The 17135-nt window shown below is 63.0% G+C and carries 15 protein-coding genes; 13 read left to right on the forward strand and 2 right to left on the reverse strand.

What is annotated here, in order from left to right; translation table 11 throughout:
* The first annotated feature begins 180 nt into the window (after window positions 1-180).
* The 9 genes from X771_RS140475 (at window position 181) to X771_RS1000000166015 (ending at window position 12202) form a co-directional block, all read left to right on the forward strand.
* Window positions 181-1179: a LacI family DNA-binding transcriptional regulator gene (locus X771_RS140475; protein ID WP_023735418.1), complete on the forward strand. Its 999-nt coding sequence runs from the start codon at window positions 181-183 to the stop codon at window positions 1177-1179.
* Window positions 1176-2693, forward strand: a complete 1518-nt coding sequence (locus tag X771_RS140470; RefSeq protein WP_023689829.1) for a sugar ABC transporter ATP-binding protein — start codon at window positions 1176-1178, stop codon at window positions 2691-2693. The genes X771_RS140475 and X771_RS140470 overlap by 4 nt, the downstream gene beginning before the upstream one ends.
* A gap of 38 nt (window positions 2694-2731) precedes the next feature.
* The gene (locus X771_RS140465; protein ID WP_023689830.1) at window positions 2732-3745 is read left to right on the forward strand and encodes an ABC transporter permease; all 1014 of its coding nucleotides are present in this window, start codon (window positions 2732-2734) and stop codon (window positions 3743-3745) included.
* A 120-nt stretch (window positions 3746-3865) separates the two neighbouring features.
* Window positions 3866-4849 carry a substrate-binding domain-containing protein gene (locus X771_RS140460; protein ID WP_023689831.1) on the forward strand — a complete coding sequence of 328 codons (984 nt, stop codon included), beginning with the start codon at window positions 3866-3868 and terminating at the stop codon, window positions 4847-4849.
* Between the two features lie 302 nt (window positions 4850-5151).
* Window positions 5152-8313, forward strand: a complete 3162-nt coding sequence (locus tag X771_RS140450; RefSeq protein WP_023689833.1) for an AAA family ATPase — start codon at window positions 5152-5154, stop codon at window positions 8311-8313.
* Window positions 8314-8336: 23 nt separating this feature from the next.
* A complete protein-coding gene (locus tag X771_RS0134940; protein ID WP_023689834.1) occupies window positions 8337-9491 on the forward strand; it encodes a YcaO-like family protein in 1155 nt (384 codons plus the stop codon).
* A gap of 5 nt (window positions 9492-9496) precedes the next feature.
* Entirely contained in the window at window positions 9497-10219 is a 723-nt protein-coding gene (locus X771_RS140445; RefSeq protein ID WP_023689835.1) for a TfuA-like protein, read from the forward strand.
* A gap of 79 nt (window positions 10220-10298) precedes the next feature.
* Window positions 10299-11477 carry a hypothetical protein gene (locus tag X771_RS140440; protein WP_023689836.1) on the forward strand — a complete coding sequence of 393 codons (1179 nt, stop codon included), beginning with the start codon at window positions 10299-10301 and terminating at the stop codon, window positions 11475-11477.
* Window positions 11478-11509: 32 nt separating this feature from the next.
* On the forward strand, window positions 11510-12202 hold the full coding sequence (locus tag X771_RS1000000166015) for a hypothetical protein (protein WP_155923581.1): 693 nt from the start codon (window positions 11510-11512) through the stop codon (window positions 12200-12202).
* 645 nt (window positions 12203-12847) lie between these two features.
* Here the strand turns inward: X771_RS1000000166015 and X771_RS140435 are convergent.
* A complete protein-coding gene (locus X771_RS140435; protein WP_023689839.1) occupies window positions 12848-13684 on the reverse strand; it encodes a hypothetical protein in 837 nt (278 codons plus the stop codon).
* A 746-nt stretch (window positions 13685-14430) separates the two neighbouring features.
* On the opposite strand from X771_RS140435, the gene X771_RS1000000168905 reads away from it, so the two are divergent.
* The 4 genes from X771_RS1000000168905 to X771_RS04780 all read left to right on the forward strand — a co-directional run bounded on the left by X771_RS1000000168905 (window position 14431) and on the right by X771_RS04780 (window position 16250).
* Window positions 14431-14586, forward strand: coding sequence for a hypothetical protein (locus tag X771_RS1000000168905; protein WP_023671409.1), 156 nt, complete (start codon window positions 14431-14433; stop codon window positions 14584-14586).
* A 140-nt stretch (window positions 14587-14726) separates the two neighbouring features.
* Window positions 14727-14900: a hypothetical protein gene (locus X771_RS1000000168910; RefSeq protein ID WP_023689840.1), complete on the forward strand. Its 174-nt coding sequence runs from the start codon at window positions 14727-14729 to the stop codon at window positions 14898-14900.
* A gap of 171 nt (window positions 14901-15071) precedes the next feature.
* Window positions 15072-15776, forward strand: a complete 705-nt coding sequence (locus X771_RS140430) for a Crp/Fnr family transcriptional regulator (protein WP_023685922.1) — start codon at window positions 15072-15074, stop codon at window positions 15774-15776.
* A gap of 285 nt (window positions 15777-16061) precedes the next feature.
* Entirely contained in the window at window positions 16062-16250 is a 189-nt protein-coding gene (locus X771_RS04780; protein WP_023671412.1) for a hypothetical protein, read from the forward strand.
* 22 nt (window positions 16251-16272) lie between these two features.
* On the opposite strand, the gene X771_RS140425 is transcribed toward X771_RS04780, so the two are convergent.
* Window positions 16273-17013 (reverse strand): sulfotransferase family protein, encoded by a 741-nt coding sequence (locus tag X771_RS140425; RefSeq protein ID WP_023689841.1) that lies wholly within the window; start codon window positions 17011-17013, stop codon window positions 16273-16275.
* Window positions 17014-17135: the final 122 nt, after the last annotated feature.

The following is a 17135-nucleotide window of genomic DNA, read 5'->3' on the forward strand; positions in this document are numbered from 1 at the left end:
CGGCGACCCCCTCTGTCGCCTTCGGCGACATCTCCCCCTCGAGGGGGGAGATAAGCCCCGCTAAAAATTTGCATCGAATCGATTGCGCAAACGTTTCGATGGCCCTAAACTCCCTCAAAATCCGCCATCAGAGCGGACGGGAAACGCATAGGGAGGAGCGCTTGCAGGCGCTTATTTGTCTTGCCGACAATGGCTGAAGTGGCGCGGCGCGCCGGTGTGTCGGTGTCGACCGTCTCGCATGTCGTCAACAACACGCGCTTCGTTTCGCTGGAAAAGGCGAGGCTGATCAACGACGCCATTGCCGCCATGGGCTACCAGCCCAACGAGCTGGCGCGCTCACTGAAGGCCTCGACCACCAACAGCGTCGGCCTGGCGATCTCGGCGATCTCCAACCCTTATTTCACCGACATCATCTGCGCGGTCGAGGCCGAATGCGCGCGGCTCGGGCTGATGGTCTTCCTGTCGGACACCCAGGAAGATCCCGACCGCGAGCTGCAGGTGGTGCGCGCTTTCCATCAGCGCCGCGTCGACGGCGTCATCCTGGCCCCGTCGGGCTCGCCGCAGCGCGCCATCGATTACCTCGCCGACAAGAAGATGCCATGCGTTCTGATCGACCGTTTCGCCGACGAGCGCTTCGATCAGATCGGCGTCGAGAACGAAACGTCGATGCGCGCGCTGATCGACCATGTCGCCTCCTTCGGCCACAAGCGCATCGGCTATATCGCCGGACAGCCCGGCCTGACGACGACGCGCGAGCGCATCGAGGCGTTCCAGGCTTCGCTCGCCGCCAATGGACTTGAAAGCGTGCCGCACTATCTCTCGGCCGAGAATGTCGACACGGCGGCGGCGACCGCATCCACCCACGCCATCCTGTCGCTGCCGTCGCCACCAACCGCACTGGTCACCGGCAACAACATGACGACGATCGGAGCCGTCCGCGCCATCCGCGAAAAAGGCCTCACCATTCCGGGCGATCTGTCGCTGGCCGGCTTCGACGATTTCGAATGGGCCGATTGTTTCGAACCGCGCCTGACGCTGGTCGCGCAGCCCTGCACCGAGATAGGCAGGCAGGCGGCAGCCCTGCTCAGCGCCCGCATCGCGGCGACCGGTTCAGAGCCACGTTCGGTGCGGCTGCAGGCGACGCTGCGGGCGCGCGCCTCCTGCGGGAGGCCGAAATGAAGGCGCCGCTTCTGGTGATGACGGGCGCCGTCAAACGCTTCGGCGGCGTGCAGGCGCTGCGCGGCGTCGACTTCGACCTCAAGGCGGGCGAGATCCATGCGCTGCTCGGCGAAAACGGCGCCGGCAAGTCGACGCTGATGAACCTTCTGTCGGGCGTCTACACGCCGGACGAAGGCATGATCGAGATCGACGGCAGACCCGTGCGCTTCAACAACCCGCGCGAGGCGCAAGCGGCGGGCATCGCCACCATCTTCCAGGAGCTCGACCTGGTGCCGTCGCTGGATGTCGCGGCCAATCTTTTCCTCGGCCGCGAACTGATGCTTCCGGGCGGCTTCCTCGACGTGCCGGCAATGCGCCGTGAGGCGAAGAAGCGGCTGGAGGCGATCGAGATCGCCATCGATCCGTCCGCCATGGTGGCGGACCTGTCGATCGGCCAGCGCCAGGTGGTGGCGATCGTCAAGGCGCTGTCCTACGCCTCGCGCGTGCTGATTATGGACGAGCCGACGGCCGCACTTACCGTCGGCGAAGTCGAGCGGCTGTTCGACATCATGAGAAAACTCGCAGCCACCGGCGTCGGCATCGTCTATATCTCGCATCGGCTGGAGGAAGTGCCAGGGATTGCCGACCGGGTGACGGTGATGCGCGACGGCCGCGTCGCCGGCATCACCGAGCCGCACGCGCCGCAGGCGGAGCTGGTCAGGCTGCTGGTCGGACGTCCCCTGGACGAGCTCTATCCGCAGCGCGCCAAAGCGGCGGGCAAGCCGCTGCTCAGCCTGAGGAACGCCAGCTTCAGGCTCGCCCGCGATAGCGCCGGCTGGCAGGCGCCGCAAGGTGTTTCGCTCGATGTCCATGAAGGCGAGATCGTCGGCCTGGCCGGCATTATGGGGGCAGGGCGCACCGAACTGCTCTCCGCGCTATACGGCACCGGCCTGTCCGGCCGCTGGGAGGGCGAGGTCGCCATATCGGGCAAGCCGGTGAAACTGGATTCGATCAGTGCTGCCCGCCACGCCGGCATCGCCTTCGTCACCGACGATCGCCGGGGCTCGGGCCTGATGCTGCGCATGGCGGTCGGCCTCAATCTGGTGATGTCGGTCATATCCAGAATCTCGCCGAACTGGCTGGTCTCGCCGCGCCGCCAGGCCGAGGCGGTGAAGGAATCCTTCGGTCAGTTCGACATCCGGCCGAAGAACCCTGATATCGCCGTCGGCGCACTGTCCGGCGGCAACCAGCAGAAGGTGGTGCTGGCAAAAGAAATCCTCGGCAACCCCCGCCTGTTGCTGCTCGACGAGCCGACGCGCGGCGTCGATGTCGGTGCCAAGGGCGAGATCTACCAGCGGCTCAGGGCACTCGCCGCGCAAGGGCTCGGCATTCTGGTGGCGTCCAGCGAGATGCCGGAACTGATCGGTCTGTGCGACCGCATCGTGGTGCTGCGCCAGGGGCGCAATGTGGCGGAATTCTTGGGCGGCGTCGACGAGCACACGGTGCTGGCCGCGGCTAACGGCAGGGAGGCCTGATGTCTCAGGACAACAACCCAGTGGCAGCGAGCCCGGTGATGGCGGCGCCTCAAAAGCATCGCGACCCGCTGGCGCTCATCGTGCGCTTCCAGAGCCTGATCGGCCTGGTGCTGGTGGCGATCGGCGGCATCATCTTCTCGCCGCGCCGCCACGGCGAAATCCTGTTCCTCAACCCCGACAACATCGCCAACATCGTGCGCGCCGTGTCGGAGACCGGCATCATCGCCATCGGCATGACCTTCGTCATCATCACCGCCGGCATCGACCTGTCGGTCGGCGCAGTGCTTGGCCTGTCCAGCGTCGTCACCGCATCGATGATGATCTCCGGCGGCTTCGGCCTGATCCCCACCATCCTCGCCGTGCTCGCTTTGGGCATCGTCTTCGGCGCCATCCAGGGCACTATCTCGACCCGTTTCCGGCTGGAGCCGTTCATCGTCACGCTGGCCGGCCTCCAGGCCGCGCGCGGCCTGGCGCTGGTCGTCTCCGGCAACCAGTACATCAACATTTCCTATGGCGAAGGGCCGGGCCTGGCGCCGCCGGTGTTCGCCGTGCTGGGCGAGCGGCTGTTCAACAACACCGTGCCGGTGGCAACGCTCGTCTTCGTCGTCTTTGCCGCGATCGCCACCATCGTGCTCAACACCACGCGCTTCGGCCGCTATGTCTTTGCCGTCGGCGGCAATGAGCGCGCCGCGCGCATATCCGGCGTGCCGGTGTCGATGGTGAAAATCTCGGTCTACGCCATCACCGGCTTTGCCGCCGCCCTTGCCGGCATCGTCCATGCCGGCCAGTTCAATTTCGGCAGCGCCAATGACGGCATGGGCTATGAGCTGACGGCCATAGCCGCCGTGGTCATCGGCGGCACCAGCCTGTTCGGCGGCGCCGGCTCGATGGTCGGCACCGTAGCCGGCACCATCATGCTGGGCGCGCTCGCCAACATCCTGCAGCTCAACAACATCACGCCCGCCATGCAACTGCTCGCGACCGCCGCGATCATCGTTCTGGCGGCAGTGCTTCAATCCCTCGTTCGCCGCCGCGAGGGGTTGGGTCGTTAGTGCATGTCGCGCAAAAGGTTTTGCGATGACGACATGCACAAACAAACAAGGAGGAGACGGCAACACGTGAACGTCAAACCAAGATCTGGCCCCCCGGCCGGACGAGGAGGAGAGTGAGTTATGAAAACGACACTAAGAGGATCGACCCTCAAGGCCGTGCTGCTGGCCGGCGCGGGCCTGTGCATTGCAGGCTCCGCTTACGCCGCCGAGCCGCTGGTGAAAGCCTGCGCCAAGGACGGCCAGTTCGTCATCGGTTTTTCGCAGGCCAACAATGCCGAGCCCTACCGCCAGCACGTCAATGACGAGCTGGAGGCGGCGGCCAAGGAAGTACCTGGCTTCACGCTGCAGATCGCCGACGGCGCCGGCAACGTCAACACGCAGACCTCGCAGGTCGACAATTTCATCACCCAGAAGGTCGATATCCTTTTGATCTCGCCCTTCGAGGCGGCGCCGCTGACTCCGGCGGTGAAGCGCGCCATGGATGCCGGCATCCCGGTCATCGAGCTTGACCGCAAGACGGTGGGCGACCCCGGCAAGGACTACACCGCCTTCATCGGCGGCGACAATTTCAAGATCGCCGAGGAAGCCGGCAAATACACCGCCAAGACGCTGCTGCCCGATGGCGGCGAGGCGGCGGTGCTGCAAGGCCTGCCGAGCTCGACGCCGGCCGTCGAGCGCCTCAACGGCTTCAAGGAAGGCGTGAAAGGCAACCCGAAGGTCCAGATCGTCGCCGAGCAGGCCGCCGACTGGGTGCCGGACAAAGCGCAGGTCGCCTTCGCCGCCATGCTGCAGGCGCACCCCGACATAAAGGTGCTCTACGCCTCCAACGACATGATGGCCGCCGGCGCGCTGCTCGCCGCCAAGGGTGCAGGCAAGGACGTCAAGATCATCGGCACCGACGGCCTGCCGGGCCCGGCCGGCGGCATCGAGGCCGTCGCCAAGGGCGACTGGGTCGCAACCTTCACCTACCCGACAGGCGCCAAGGAAGCGATCGAGATGTCGAAAAAGATCCTGCTCGACTGCGCCACCGAGGTGGACAAGACGGTGACGGTGGAGACCACCGCGATCACGGCCGAGAATGCCAAGCAGCTGATGGGGAAGTGAGGGGCGGGCAGAGCGCGTCTATTGAGGTGATGCGCAAGGCCCCGAGGGGCCTTGTTGCATTGCGGCAACGTATGGGAACGGCCGCTTCGCGCCTCATCTCGGTCATCGAAGTCATCCCGGCCGCCCGCCAAAAGCGGTCACAGTTGGTGTCAACGCCATGGGGAGTTTGCGCCGTGAGCATTTCTCTCCATAATGATCCCAGCATCGGCTTTTTCCTGCCCTCCCTACTGATCAAGTGTTTTGTGAACAGCATCGCACTTTGCTAATATTGCCGTCACTGTGCTCGGCGAGGAAATCCCAGCATGTCGGAGAAGAGTCCGGTCGCGTTGCCGGCGGCGTCGGTGGCAACAGGTTTTCTGGGCGGCAACGGTAACAATGCGTCGGAAGCCCGGCATGAGCGCCGGATCCTGACCGCGCTCTGCTACGACCTGGTCGGATCGACTGACCTTCTTGGCATCCTGGACATTGAAGAGTTCGAGGAACTGATATCAGCCTTCCAGCGGGCGGCGAGACAGGCGGTCGCGTCGTGCTCGGGTGCCGTAGAGGTCGAGGTCGGCGATGGCGGCGTTGCTTTGTTTCCTGCCGAAATAGACGCCAAGGATGCGGCATCGCTGGCGATCCGGGCCGGGCTCGAAATCATCGACGCCTGCAGGCGCGTCGGTTCGAACCAAGGCCGCGCCGATTTGCATGTCCGGGTCGGAATCGCGACATCGATGACCCTGATCCAGAAGGGTGACGCCGAGACGGGTCGTGACAATGTCACCGGCCCTGCCTTCGCGATGGCCACGCGGCTCCAGGCCATCGCGCAGCCGGATACGGTGTTAGTCTCGGAGGCGACACGCAACCTGGCGCGACGGTCGCATGTGTTCAGCTTTAGGGGCAGCCATACGATCAAGGGTTTTGCCGAGCCGGAGCTGGTCTGGCGCGCGCTGAGTCACAAGCGCGAGGTCGACCGCTTCTTCGCCTTCGGGCGGCTGAGCAGTCCGCTCGTCGATCGCGAGGCCGAACTTGCCACGATCGCCGAAGCATGGGACAGCGCCGTTGCAGGAAACGGCGGCGTGGTGGTGATCGAGGGCGAGGCCGGGATCGGCAAGTCGCGCATTCTTCACGAAGTGCGCCGGCGCACGCGTCACCAGCGCGCGAAACTGCTGCTCTTCCAGTGCACGCCCGGCGGCTTGCGCTCGGCGCTGCATCCGCTGCTACAGAACGTACGCGGCGATTTCGCCGGCAACGAAGGACAGCTGAGCGCTGCCGCTGTGGCAGAAGTATTCCGCGATCATGACGTCCGCGATCCTGAAATCATAGACGTCTTCTCGTTCCTGCTCGGCGCTGCGGGAGCCGATCCGATGCTTAAGGAAATCGACGCCGAGGCGATGCGCGCGAAAGCCAATTGGGCGGTTCGCCACTCGCTCGAAGCCCTGTGCGCCAGCGGACCGATCGTCCTGGTGGTCGAGGACATCCATTGGATCGACCTGACGTCTAGACAATTGTTGGCTGAGCTTGCACAGTCGGCCCGTCACTTCCGGGCGCTTGTCATCGTGACCACGCGCCCTGAATCCGGGAGCTGGCTGGCAGCATCGAATCCAAGGCATATCTCGCTAAAGCCGCTCAACCGCGAGCAAACGCGGCTGGCGATCGCGGCCATGTGGCCGCAAGGCAAGCCTTCAACTTCCCCGGAATTGCTCGACGTGGTGGAACGCGTGACCGGAGGCGTCCCGCTGTTCATCGAAGAAATCTGCCAGTGGATGGCCGAGAACGCGGCCTCGGCAACGGATCGGCTGGCGCAGACCGCGACGCGTAGTCATGCCTCGGTGTTTGAAAGCGTGATCGAGGCCAGGCTCGAAACGCTAGGGCCGGCACGCGAAGTCGCGCGCGCCGCGGCCGTCGCGGGCAATCGTTTCAATCAGGAATTGTTGCGCGCGTTGTTGCCGGAGCTCGACGGCGAACTCATCGCAAACGCGCTGGATTCACTGAGCGAGGCCGGGTTCCTGATCCGCGTGCGGCCTTTTGGCGTTCCGGTCTATGGCGTGCGCCATGCGCTTATCCAGGAGACGATCTACAACGCAACGCTGCGCAAGAAACGGCAGGCCTTGCATCGCCACCTGTTTGCCGCGGTGAGCCGCAACCGAAACCTGGCCGGGTGGCTGAGCACCGCCGAGGTCGCCGAGCACGCCGAGCGCGCAGGCCTTATGGAGGACGCGATCGCTCAGTTCGTGATCGCAGGCACGGAAAGCTCGTCGCGCTCGGCAATGGCGGAAGCGAGGCAGATACTCGAGCATGCATTGGCGCTCTGCGAGCACGTTGCGGCAGCCGACAGGCGAGACGCGCTGCGGCTATCGGCCATGATCGTGCTCGGTCCCATCCTGACCGCTGTCGAAGGTCCGAACTCGGGGCCCGCCCGCAAATTGTACGAGGACGGCGTGGTGATAGCCCGGCGGCGGCCGGTGGCCGAGCGGGCCAAGTGGTTCCCGATCTACTGGGGCTGGTGGTTCACGGATACCGTCATGGACGGCGAGCGCGCGGAAGTGGTGCTCAGCGATCTCAGGGATGTCGAGGATGCCGAAGTGCAACTCCAGGCCAGGCATTGCGTGTGGGCAATCGACTTCAATCTTGGCCGCCACGACCGCTGCATCGCGGCAGTCGACGCAGGACTTTCGCTCTATGAGCACGGCCAGGGCAAAGCCAATGCTGCGTTGTTCGGCGGGCATGACGCGAGGGTCTGCGGGCTCGCCCACCGCGCCTTGTCGCTTTGGTTTGTCGGAAAGCCGGCAAGCGCGATCCATTCGATGTCGGAAGCTAGGAGCTGGGCGCAGCAAACCGGACATGCCGGCAGCATCGCACATGCCTATCTCAACGAGGCGATGCTGCATTGCTATCGCCGAGATTTTTCGAGGTTACGAAGCGTGATAGCGGATCTGCGCCACTTGACGGAGCGCCATTATATGCCCGCTCTCGCCGCCGCAGCGCAAATCTTCGAAGGCTGGTGCGACGGCAACGCCGGCCAGGTCGAGAGCGGCAGGGAGAAAATGCGGCAAGGCCTTGGCCTCCATGGCGAGTTCCAGACGCCTGAGGACGAACCGGTCTATTGCGGCATGCTGGCAGAGCTTTTGACACGAACTGCCGAGGTCGATGAGGCGCTCGCGTTGCTGGGCTCGGCTGTGGCGCAGGCCGAGGCCGGCGGCAGCCGCTTCTGGCTGGCAGAGCTCTACAGGCGAAGGGCGGAGCTACTTCTTCTCCAGGGCGATGCGGAGGCGGACGTAATCGCTGCCCTCGAAAAGAGCATCGCCATAGCCGCGGAGCAAAGTGCCGTGCCTTTCCTCGTCAGTACATACGAGACCCTTCAATCATCAGGCCTGTCGCCTGAACTGTCGTCGCGCTATCGCGATCGGGTCGAACGTGCGAAATCCGCTCTCGAGCCGGGCGCCGCGCTGATCGTCAATCCCGAATCGGCCGTTCGGCACTAGCGGGCCCTGCAAGAGCATCCGCGATGCTGGAGCGATATCAACGCCTTGGTCCGCCGCCCGACGAGGCGCTGGCGAGGCTGATGAAGATGCGCGAAGGCCTGGGCATCACGCGGATCGCCGACATCACCGGGCTCGACCAGCTTGGTATCCCGGTCGTGCAGGTGACAAGACCTTTCTCGCTCTCCAACGCGGTCGCGCAAGGCAAGGGCGCCACCCTGGTGCAAGCCGGGATATCGGCCATGCTGGAATCGGCCGAGAGCTTCTTTGCAGAGCAGGTGGCGAATTTCGAACCAGTCGTCGGCTGCGCCGATCAATTGGGCATCCCGCCAGATCGTTTCGAAAGGTATCTCCAAGGGGGCACCGCGCCGGGATGGCGCGGCAGGGAGACCGCGTGGGTAGCCGCAGACAATCTTCTTACCGGCAGCCGCGACCTGGTCCCGTTCGAGCTCGTGCACACCGCCTATGTGTTGCCGTCGCTGCCCCATGACGGCATTTTCGCGGCATCGACGAGCGGTTTGGCAGCAGGCTTCGCGGAGCCGGATGCCATCGTTCATGGCATGCTTGAATGCATCGAACGCGACGCGATCGCCACGGCATACCGGACCCACGGGTTTTTCCACCGTCAACGCATCGATCCCGAGACGATCGATGATCCGTCGCTCCGCGATCTCCTGGAAACTTTGGCGGCCAAGAACGTGCTGGTTGGCCTTTGGCAAGCTTTGTCGCCGTTGGGCATACCGGTGGTGTGGTGCCATCTGCTGGAAGACGAACCGACAGAAACGGTCCTTTTGGATCATCCGGCTGATGGCTCGGCTGCCGGTTTCAGTCCCGCCGGCGCGGCGGTGCACGCCATCTACGAAGCGGCCCAGGCCCGTCTGGCGGCGATCTCGGGCGCGCGCGATGACCTGACGCGCGCGTCCTATCCGAAATACCCCGATCGGCAGGTGATTGCAGCGCATCGCCGGCTCCTCCGCGACGGCCCGCGCAGCGTGGATTTCGGCGCGTTCGCCGAGCAGAAGTTCAACACGGCGTCGGACGGGCTGTCGGTCCTCTTGGCAATTCTCGAAGAGAGAGGGTTCGATGCGGTTCACCTAATCCGGGTGGGAACGAAACCGTTCGACGCCCTGTCGGTTGTCAGGATTGTCATCCCTGCCTTGCAGCCGCTCTTGCAGGGGTAGGGATTATGCGCCCGAAACTCGTCTTCACTGGCCCTACCGTGTCCCATTCCGACGCGTTGAAGGTCGTCGATGCGGTATGCCTTCCCCCGGCCGTGCAAGGCTCGATCGTTTCGGCCGTGCAGCATTTCGACCCGAGTGCGATCCTTCTCATAGATGGCGGTTTTCAGACCGAGCCGGCGGTTCGGCACAAGGAAATCCTGTGGGCCCTCAGCCGCGGCATTCATGTCGTCGGCGCGGCCAGCATGGGTGCCCTTCGAGCAGCCGAGCTGTTCCCCCATATGCAAGGCGTCGGGCTTATCTACCGATGGTATCGCCGCTGCGCCTTTGCACCCGACGACGCAGTAGCGGTATTGCATGGACCGGCCGAGGTGAATTTCGCTCAATTGACGCATGCGCTGATTGACCTGCGCCGGACCCTTCGTGCTGCTTGCCGGCGCGGCGTGATTTCACCCGAACAGCAGGCGAGGCTCGAGGGTGCGGCACAGGCCGTCAATTTTCGCGATCGCACCCTGGCACGGATGGTCCGGGATGCGCACGACGGCAAGGACGACGTCGAGAAATTGTGCAGGGACCTCGGCGCCGCTTTCGTCCAGCAAAAAAAGCAAGATGCCCTGCGGGCACTCGAACTTTTGCGAGAGCAAGCATTTGAAAAAGCATACCCCGTGCCGGAATTACAGCTAACCACGGCCTTCTCCAAGGATATGGATGATGCGGGGCTGGCGCTATAGGCCCTGACCTCTTGGCGGCCGACGATTTACGTAACGTAAGCACCGTGATAGCGTGGCATCGTCAGAGGGGGCCAAGCAATTGGACGCGGTCGATCGTGCCGTTGCGCAAGGTGTGCTGGGTACGCGGTTCCTGGTCTACCCGCAGGTCCCTCACCTTTCGGGTTACGGAACACCCGAAACAGTATGGATTTCTACTCCACCCGATCTGATCCGCTCCGGCCCGGAAGATCACCGCATCTACGTTCGCGATCCGCTCCTCGACAAGGAGCCTTACGACTACCCTTATCTGCCACCGTTTGTCGGCGAAACCTTTCCACCTGCACAGGCTGGCTTTGACGGCCATTTCGATCAGCTTTCCTTGACCTCGCGGCAGTTCCTTTCTGCGCACGCTTTCGCCTCGGTCAGCCGCGTGCTGGACATCTGGGAAAGCTACCTCGGCAAACCGATTGTCTGGTATTTCGCCGAGACGTTCGAGCGGCTCGAAATCATCCCCTTCGTCGACTGGGAGAATGCGCAATCGGGCTATGGCTATCTGGAACTCGGCCGAGAGCGCGGCATCGACGGAGGCAACTATCCCTATGCGCTCAACTTCGATGTGATCGCACATGAGGTCGGCCACGCAATCTTGTTTTCGCTGTTCGGGACACCAACTGGCGGCCTGACTCAAGGCGATTTCGGACCGTTCCACGAAGCCAGCTCGGATCTGGTCTCGCTCTTGTCCTTCCTGAATTTCGACAGCGGCATGGACCGGCTGCTGCGGCACTGCAATGGCAACCTGCTTGTTCTCAATGAGTTGAACCGGATTGCCGAGCTGACTGGCGATCGGCAGATCCGCCTCGCCAGCAACGCACGCCGCATGTCGGAGGTGACGGCGGAAATCCATGACAGGTCACGGCCATTCACGGGGGCTGTGTTCGACACGATCGTCCACGTCTACCACGCGGCACTGGTGCACGAGGGGTTGGCCGACGAGCGGCTGCTGGGGATCGATATCAAGGATGTCGACCAATCCGACATGCAGCGCATTTCGGATTTCACGTCCCGCGCCTTCCGCGCTCGGCCCTTCATGTTCAAGAGCATGCTGATCAGAGCAAGGGACGAGGTGGCTCTCGCACTTGCTCAGGCATGGCCACGCCTCGATGCGGACGACCTGTCGTTCGAAAAGGCCGCGGCGTTGGTGGTGGACTCCAGCGATCGCGTCGCGCCGATGCTCGCGGAAAAATTCGATGAGAATTTCAGCTGGCGGGAGATCTTGTGAACTGAAGGATGCAGCAAAAAGGAGCGAGGAAAATGAGCGACGACTATCACCGACCGACACTAACCTTTCCGTCAGGCGCTTACAACGCAACACAGGTTAGGCTCTATGGCTTGGGGGCGGAAATTGGACTCAGCGTGCCCGGTGCGCCAGCACCCTTTGGTGACACCGGCATGTATGTCGAAACCGCGCCTGGGGAACCTATCACCGACGAGCAACATGTCAACGCACTTGAAGTATTGAAGAAGTATGACAGCAACAAAGGCCGCCAAGATATAATAAATGGAAATATCCCATTTCCAAAAATACCAATCAGAGTCTCCTACCATTTCAAGATCGACCTGAAGAATTTTGGCGCTGCGGTCCTTTCAACGGTAGGCAGTACCTTCATGCTCGGATCATCTCCAGAACAGAAAACATCGTGCGGGATAATTGTCGGTTATGCCTATGAGGGACATACCTACGATTTGCCAAAGCCCAAGATAATGATCATCCCGGCGTTTCCGGAACCCAAGATTCCGGCGGACGATTCGGAATTTGACGCCAAGGAACCTGAAGGCTACGCGGTTTGGCTCGTCGATAAGCTCAACGAATGCGTGGAGTTGGAGATGAACCAGGGCTTTGTCGAACAGATCGTCCTCGAGGCGAACCTTCCAGGCAAGCGTTCACCGACGATGTACGCATCCAAGATGACGATGGGACACCGTGGCGGAAAGCTGAACGACTAGTCTCTCATGTTCCCTGTCAAAGGTTGAAGGCAAGAAGGCTCGCCTGCTTGGCAGGTTTGCCATGCAGTCGGATCGGCTGAAGCTGCACAGGGCTGGGGGTGGAGCTCAGAGACGACGGTTGATCAGACTCTCATTCCGCGGGTTGGGTACGGCCTTCCGTGTCTTGGTCTCGGGGCTGTCCTCGGTCTAGAGGGCGGGCGTGGGGCGCATCGGCTCGGCGACATAACTGGCGACGGGAGTTCCGCACGATGGCCATGTTGTGCGCCCTGGTTGTCACCGCCGGCCGAGATCCATTGAATCCTGTCGACACGAACGCGAAAGGCTTCATCACATCGATATCCGAGAGGCCCTCGGCATCCTCGCCGTGTCCGGCAAACGGGATTTAGCTGTCGCGCCAGTCAACGAGTGTGTCCGCTTTCCGAATGCTACCACCCGAAACCGGACAGGCAGGAAGCGGCCCAAATGCGACATTCAATTTTCGTCGTGCCCCTGCCAGGGATTTGGCGTGCCCCAGCCGCTTACGTTGCGTCTAGTCCCGCCATGTAAGCCTTCGCGCCACGAGGGACCGCACGCCACTGACGGACAACTATGATGTGGACCACCAGTTTGGCGCACCCAATCGGCCACGCCAGCCCGCAGCCTCATTCACGGCGCAGCCGTAAACCCGCACTGCTTCTGTTCCATCTCGATCTGCTTCGTGATGCGGATGGCGTTCTGGGCGTAGGCTTGCGTTACCGAGCCGCTGTTGACGGTCTTGTCCTTCAGCGGGCTGACCGCTGCGCAGAGGTGGAAGACATGCTCGGTGTCGGACTTGGCGGCGCCGTTTTCCGGCGCGATCCAGTAGACGATATCCTGGCCATTGGGGTGCGCCGCGTCCTTCGTCGCCGCGGCCACCGTGGTGGAGTCGGTGGCGATCGCCTGCGCCTGGGCGGCGACTTCGGGCGAACAGGCCGTGGTCGGCTGCCCCGCCTTGATCTGTTCCGCGCAGGTGTTCATGTCCTGCGTGTACTGCTCGACCGATGGCGGCTGGTAGCTGACCCCGATCAGCGTCGCCAGCACGGCCAGCACGGCGCCGATGCCGCCGGCCACCTTCTTGCTCTTCGGGTCCATGTTCTTGTCGTTGAGGATCAAGATAACCAGCGGCAGGAAGGCAATCAGGGTGATGATCGCGCCGAGCTGGTTCTGGACGAAGAACCGGAACGTGTCGGATTCGCGGGCCGGGTCCTTCCGGTTGGCCGCCTTCCAGAGCAGGCTGCCGGCGATGGCGAAGATCGCGATGCCGACCAGGATGCCGATCAGCAGCGGCAGGTTGCCCTGGTCGAACTTGTGCTTGTAGAGCAAGACGATCCCGGCGATCTCGCCGCCAATGGCGATGACCCACGACAGCACGGCGAACAGGCGCAGCCGCGTGGCGCCGGACTTCTGGCCCTGCGTTGCCTGCCAGTCCTTGGTAACGTCTACGGTCGGCTTGTTTTCGGTCATGACCAGATCCCCCGGTATCGACACGTTTGCGGAGCGGCATCAAAGGCGCCCGGCGCAGCGTCATTGATCGAACGTCGCCTGCCCCGGCGCGAAAGCGCCACGGCAGACCCCATCCTTATTGCGCATGATGGGATTCGTCCATAGCCGAGCGGGCGGACGAGGATGCGGGCAATGGTGCGGAGGAGGGCAGGGCAATCGCATAAGGCGGCGCCAGCCCCACTCCGTCCGCCGCGGCCACCTCCCCCATGTCCATGGGGAGAGGGAACCCAAGCCCATCAAGGCCGCGACCTCGGTGATTGGCATTTCCTCTCCCTCCGCGGAGCGAGGCAATCGCATATGACGGGTTTGCGCTCTGCGAACACCCCCACCCTTGGGGGAGGGAGACTTGGTAGGCGCTGATCGCCGCAAATCGCCTAGGTTCCACGCCAGAATGGGTGGCTTGCGGCAGCGTTCCCTCCCCCTTGTGGGGAGGGTTAGGGTGGGGGTCCTCTTCGTAAGAACTCATATGTGATCGCCTTGCGCCGACGAAGGGAAGGTGGGTCGCCGAATCCGAGGGAGCGCCATATGCGGTCGTCCTGCCAAAGGTCGGATCACGCCACCGCGGGAGCGCAACTAATTTGTATACAAATGTTTCTGGGCGGCATCGGTTTGTGAAGCGCTTCACCGTTGCCGCGCAATCGATCGGTTACAGAGGTGGCGCAAGAGCGGGCCTGAGGCAGCGCTCTGCTGCTGCATGGAGGTAACCGATGTTTGAAAGTCTCAGCAGAATTCGCGCTGCCCTGGCGCGCGCCAGCAAGCACAGGAAGACCGTGCGCGCACTGAATGCGCTGCCGACGGAGATCCAGAAGGACATTGGCTGGACGGAGTCGAGGTCGATCGATGAGATAAGGCTGCCGTTCTAGGGCCGCATCCAGCGTCGCTAATATATCGCTCGCCATCGATTGTTCGGAAGCGTACAGTATAGCATCGTCAGCCACATCAATGGGCGCTGACGCTTGGGAGCGACCATCGCACTCCTGCCCCGACAGGAGGCATTGGAGCCATGGCGGAGCAACCGAGACAGTCCGGTCTGAGCGCCGAGGCGCTCGCGGCCTTGGCGCGGGAAACCGGGGCCTCCGAGCAGCAGATACAAGAGATCGCATCGCTGATCGGCAACGATCGCTCGTCCATCGTGCGCGAAGCGCGCATGGTTGCGGCTGACCGCCCGAAGCGCTGATCCAGGAAAAAGCTGCTGGATTGATCCATGGGGCGTCGCCCCTGATTTGTCGGTTTTGTACGAAGTACAATGGCTGAATCCGAGTCAGCTATCGTCCAATGACCGTTTGCATTTGGGCAGGGCGCCGACGGCTGGGAGATGACATGTGCTCTTGCCCTTGGGGAGAGAGCGATGGACCAGTCGGTCAGCAAGGAGAAAAGCGGCCTTTTGCGCCGCATGAACCCGGCCGACTTCGCACTGCTTGCGCCGCATTTGCATCATCGTGTGCTCGATCTCAAAGCCCCGCTCGAAATGGCGGGCGAGCCGGTCGCCTCGGTATGCTTCCTGGAAAGCGGCCTGGCCTCGGTGGTGGCGAGGAACCGGCCGGGGCTCGACACCGAGGTCGGCATCATCGGCCACGAAGGCATGTCGGGCTCCGCTCTGGTGATGGGCGCCGACTGGGCGCCCCATGATTGCTACATGCAGATGCCAGGCGAGGCGGTGTGCATCGATTCCGAGCCGTTCAAGGCAGCGCTGCAGAAAAGCCCGACGCTTCGCGCCTTCCTGCTCCGCTATGCCCACTACCTGCACGGCCAGACCAAATCCACGGCGCTGAGCAATGCCCGCGCCAAGCTCGAGGATCGGCTGGCCCGATGGCTCCTGATGTGTGACGACAGGGTGGTCGGCCACCAGATCCAGATCACGCATGAGTTCCTGTCCGTCATGCTCGGCGTCAGGCGTCCCGGCGTCACCATCGGCCTGCAGATCCTGGAAGGGCGCGGCCTGATCCGGTCGAGGCGCGGCGAGATCGTCATTCGCGACCGGGATGGCCTGATCGCCGTCGCCGACGGTTTCTACGGCCAAGCCGAGGCCGAATACGAACGCCTGCTGGGCTGAGCCTGGCACGGGCTGGAAATGGCCGACGCGAATGCCGGTGAAAGCATGTTGCCAGAGCCGCGCCGGCCATTTGCGGCCATCTGGGGAGAGGCCGCCCGGCAAATCTAGCATCGGCGCAAAAGCGGGCAACGAACCGCAATCGCTTGGTAAAAACCGTACAATCGAATTGTGTTGAACCTTGGTTCGGCAAGAGTATGAATCTGCTGTCGTCGACCATGTATATGGGGCGCTGGCGCCTGAGGCTTCGACAGGCTCGCGCGCCCGATGTGAACGGGGAAAACCGAAATGGCAGAACTGCTTTTCGATGTATCCGCCTTCGATTGCGCCATCCTGCGCGCCGCCTTCATCAAATCGGTGATGGAAGACAATGTCCCGGAAAAGCGCTGGCGCGCGCTCGCCGCCTCCCTGGTTCGCGACCTGACCGACCACGAAGACGTCGAGCCGGATCTGCTCGGCTGGATCACGCGCAAGTAGCAATATTCTGACGGTCCGGCGGCTACCCCAGCCACCACCACAGCGCCGCGATCGCCGCAAGCACCGCCGCCACCGACAGCCCCAGCATGATGTAGCTGCCCTTGATGATGTCGCGGATGATCTTCTTCACGCTTTCGCGGTCGTTGAGGTTGGGGAAGGGCTCGTTGGGCAGCGCCACGCCGAGGAAGCCGCAGAGCGGCGCCCAGCCATCGCTGACCTTGAACACCAGAAGCTTCTCCGGCGGCACGGCCGCTATCACCTCCTCGGTGTAGGCGTTGTAGCGCGCCACCGCCTTGGCGCGGTCGTCCATCACGCCGGCAAGCGTGCGGCCCCAGATCAGTCTGTGCGACATGTCGCCGAATTTGCGGCCGAACGGCGTCAGCCATTCCAGCACCTTGAACTGCCACAATGTCTCGGTGAAGTGGATGGTGTCGATGGTGCTGTCGTACCAGGCCTCGGCGCCGCGCGGATGCAGCGTCAAAAGCACCTTGGCGTCGGGATAGGCGGCCATCAATTCGCGCCACACGCAGCATCCCGGATTGTCGACCGTCGCCTTGTAGTTGGCAAACACTCTGGTCCAGTCGTGCTGGCTGCCGGGCGGGCTGTTGGCCACCTTGCGCCAGAAGTCGAGATGGCCGTTGTTGGCCTTGTTGAGGATGACTTCCTGCATGTGATAGCTGGGAAGGCCCAGCCTGTTCAGCGCGGCAAAGGTCGACCATGTGCCGGTGCGGCCGAATCCGGCCCCGATGAGCTCAAGCGTCATTTTAACCCCCCTTGTTGAGACCGCTTTTCTTTTTATGCCGGTCCGCTCGGAATGAGGTTGCATCCGCGCCCCTCGGCGCGCAACAATTTTCCCTGTCCAGGGCAGAAATGTGTTTGCTTTTT

The organism is Mesorhizobium sp. LSJC269B00 (assembly GCF_000502815.1).
In the GTDB taxonomy this organism is placed as follows: domain Bacteria; phylum Pseudomonadota; class Alphaproteobacteria; order Rhizobiales; family Rhizobiaceae; genus Mesorhizobium.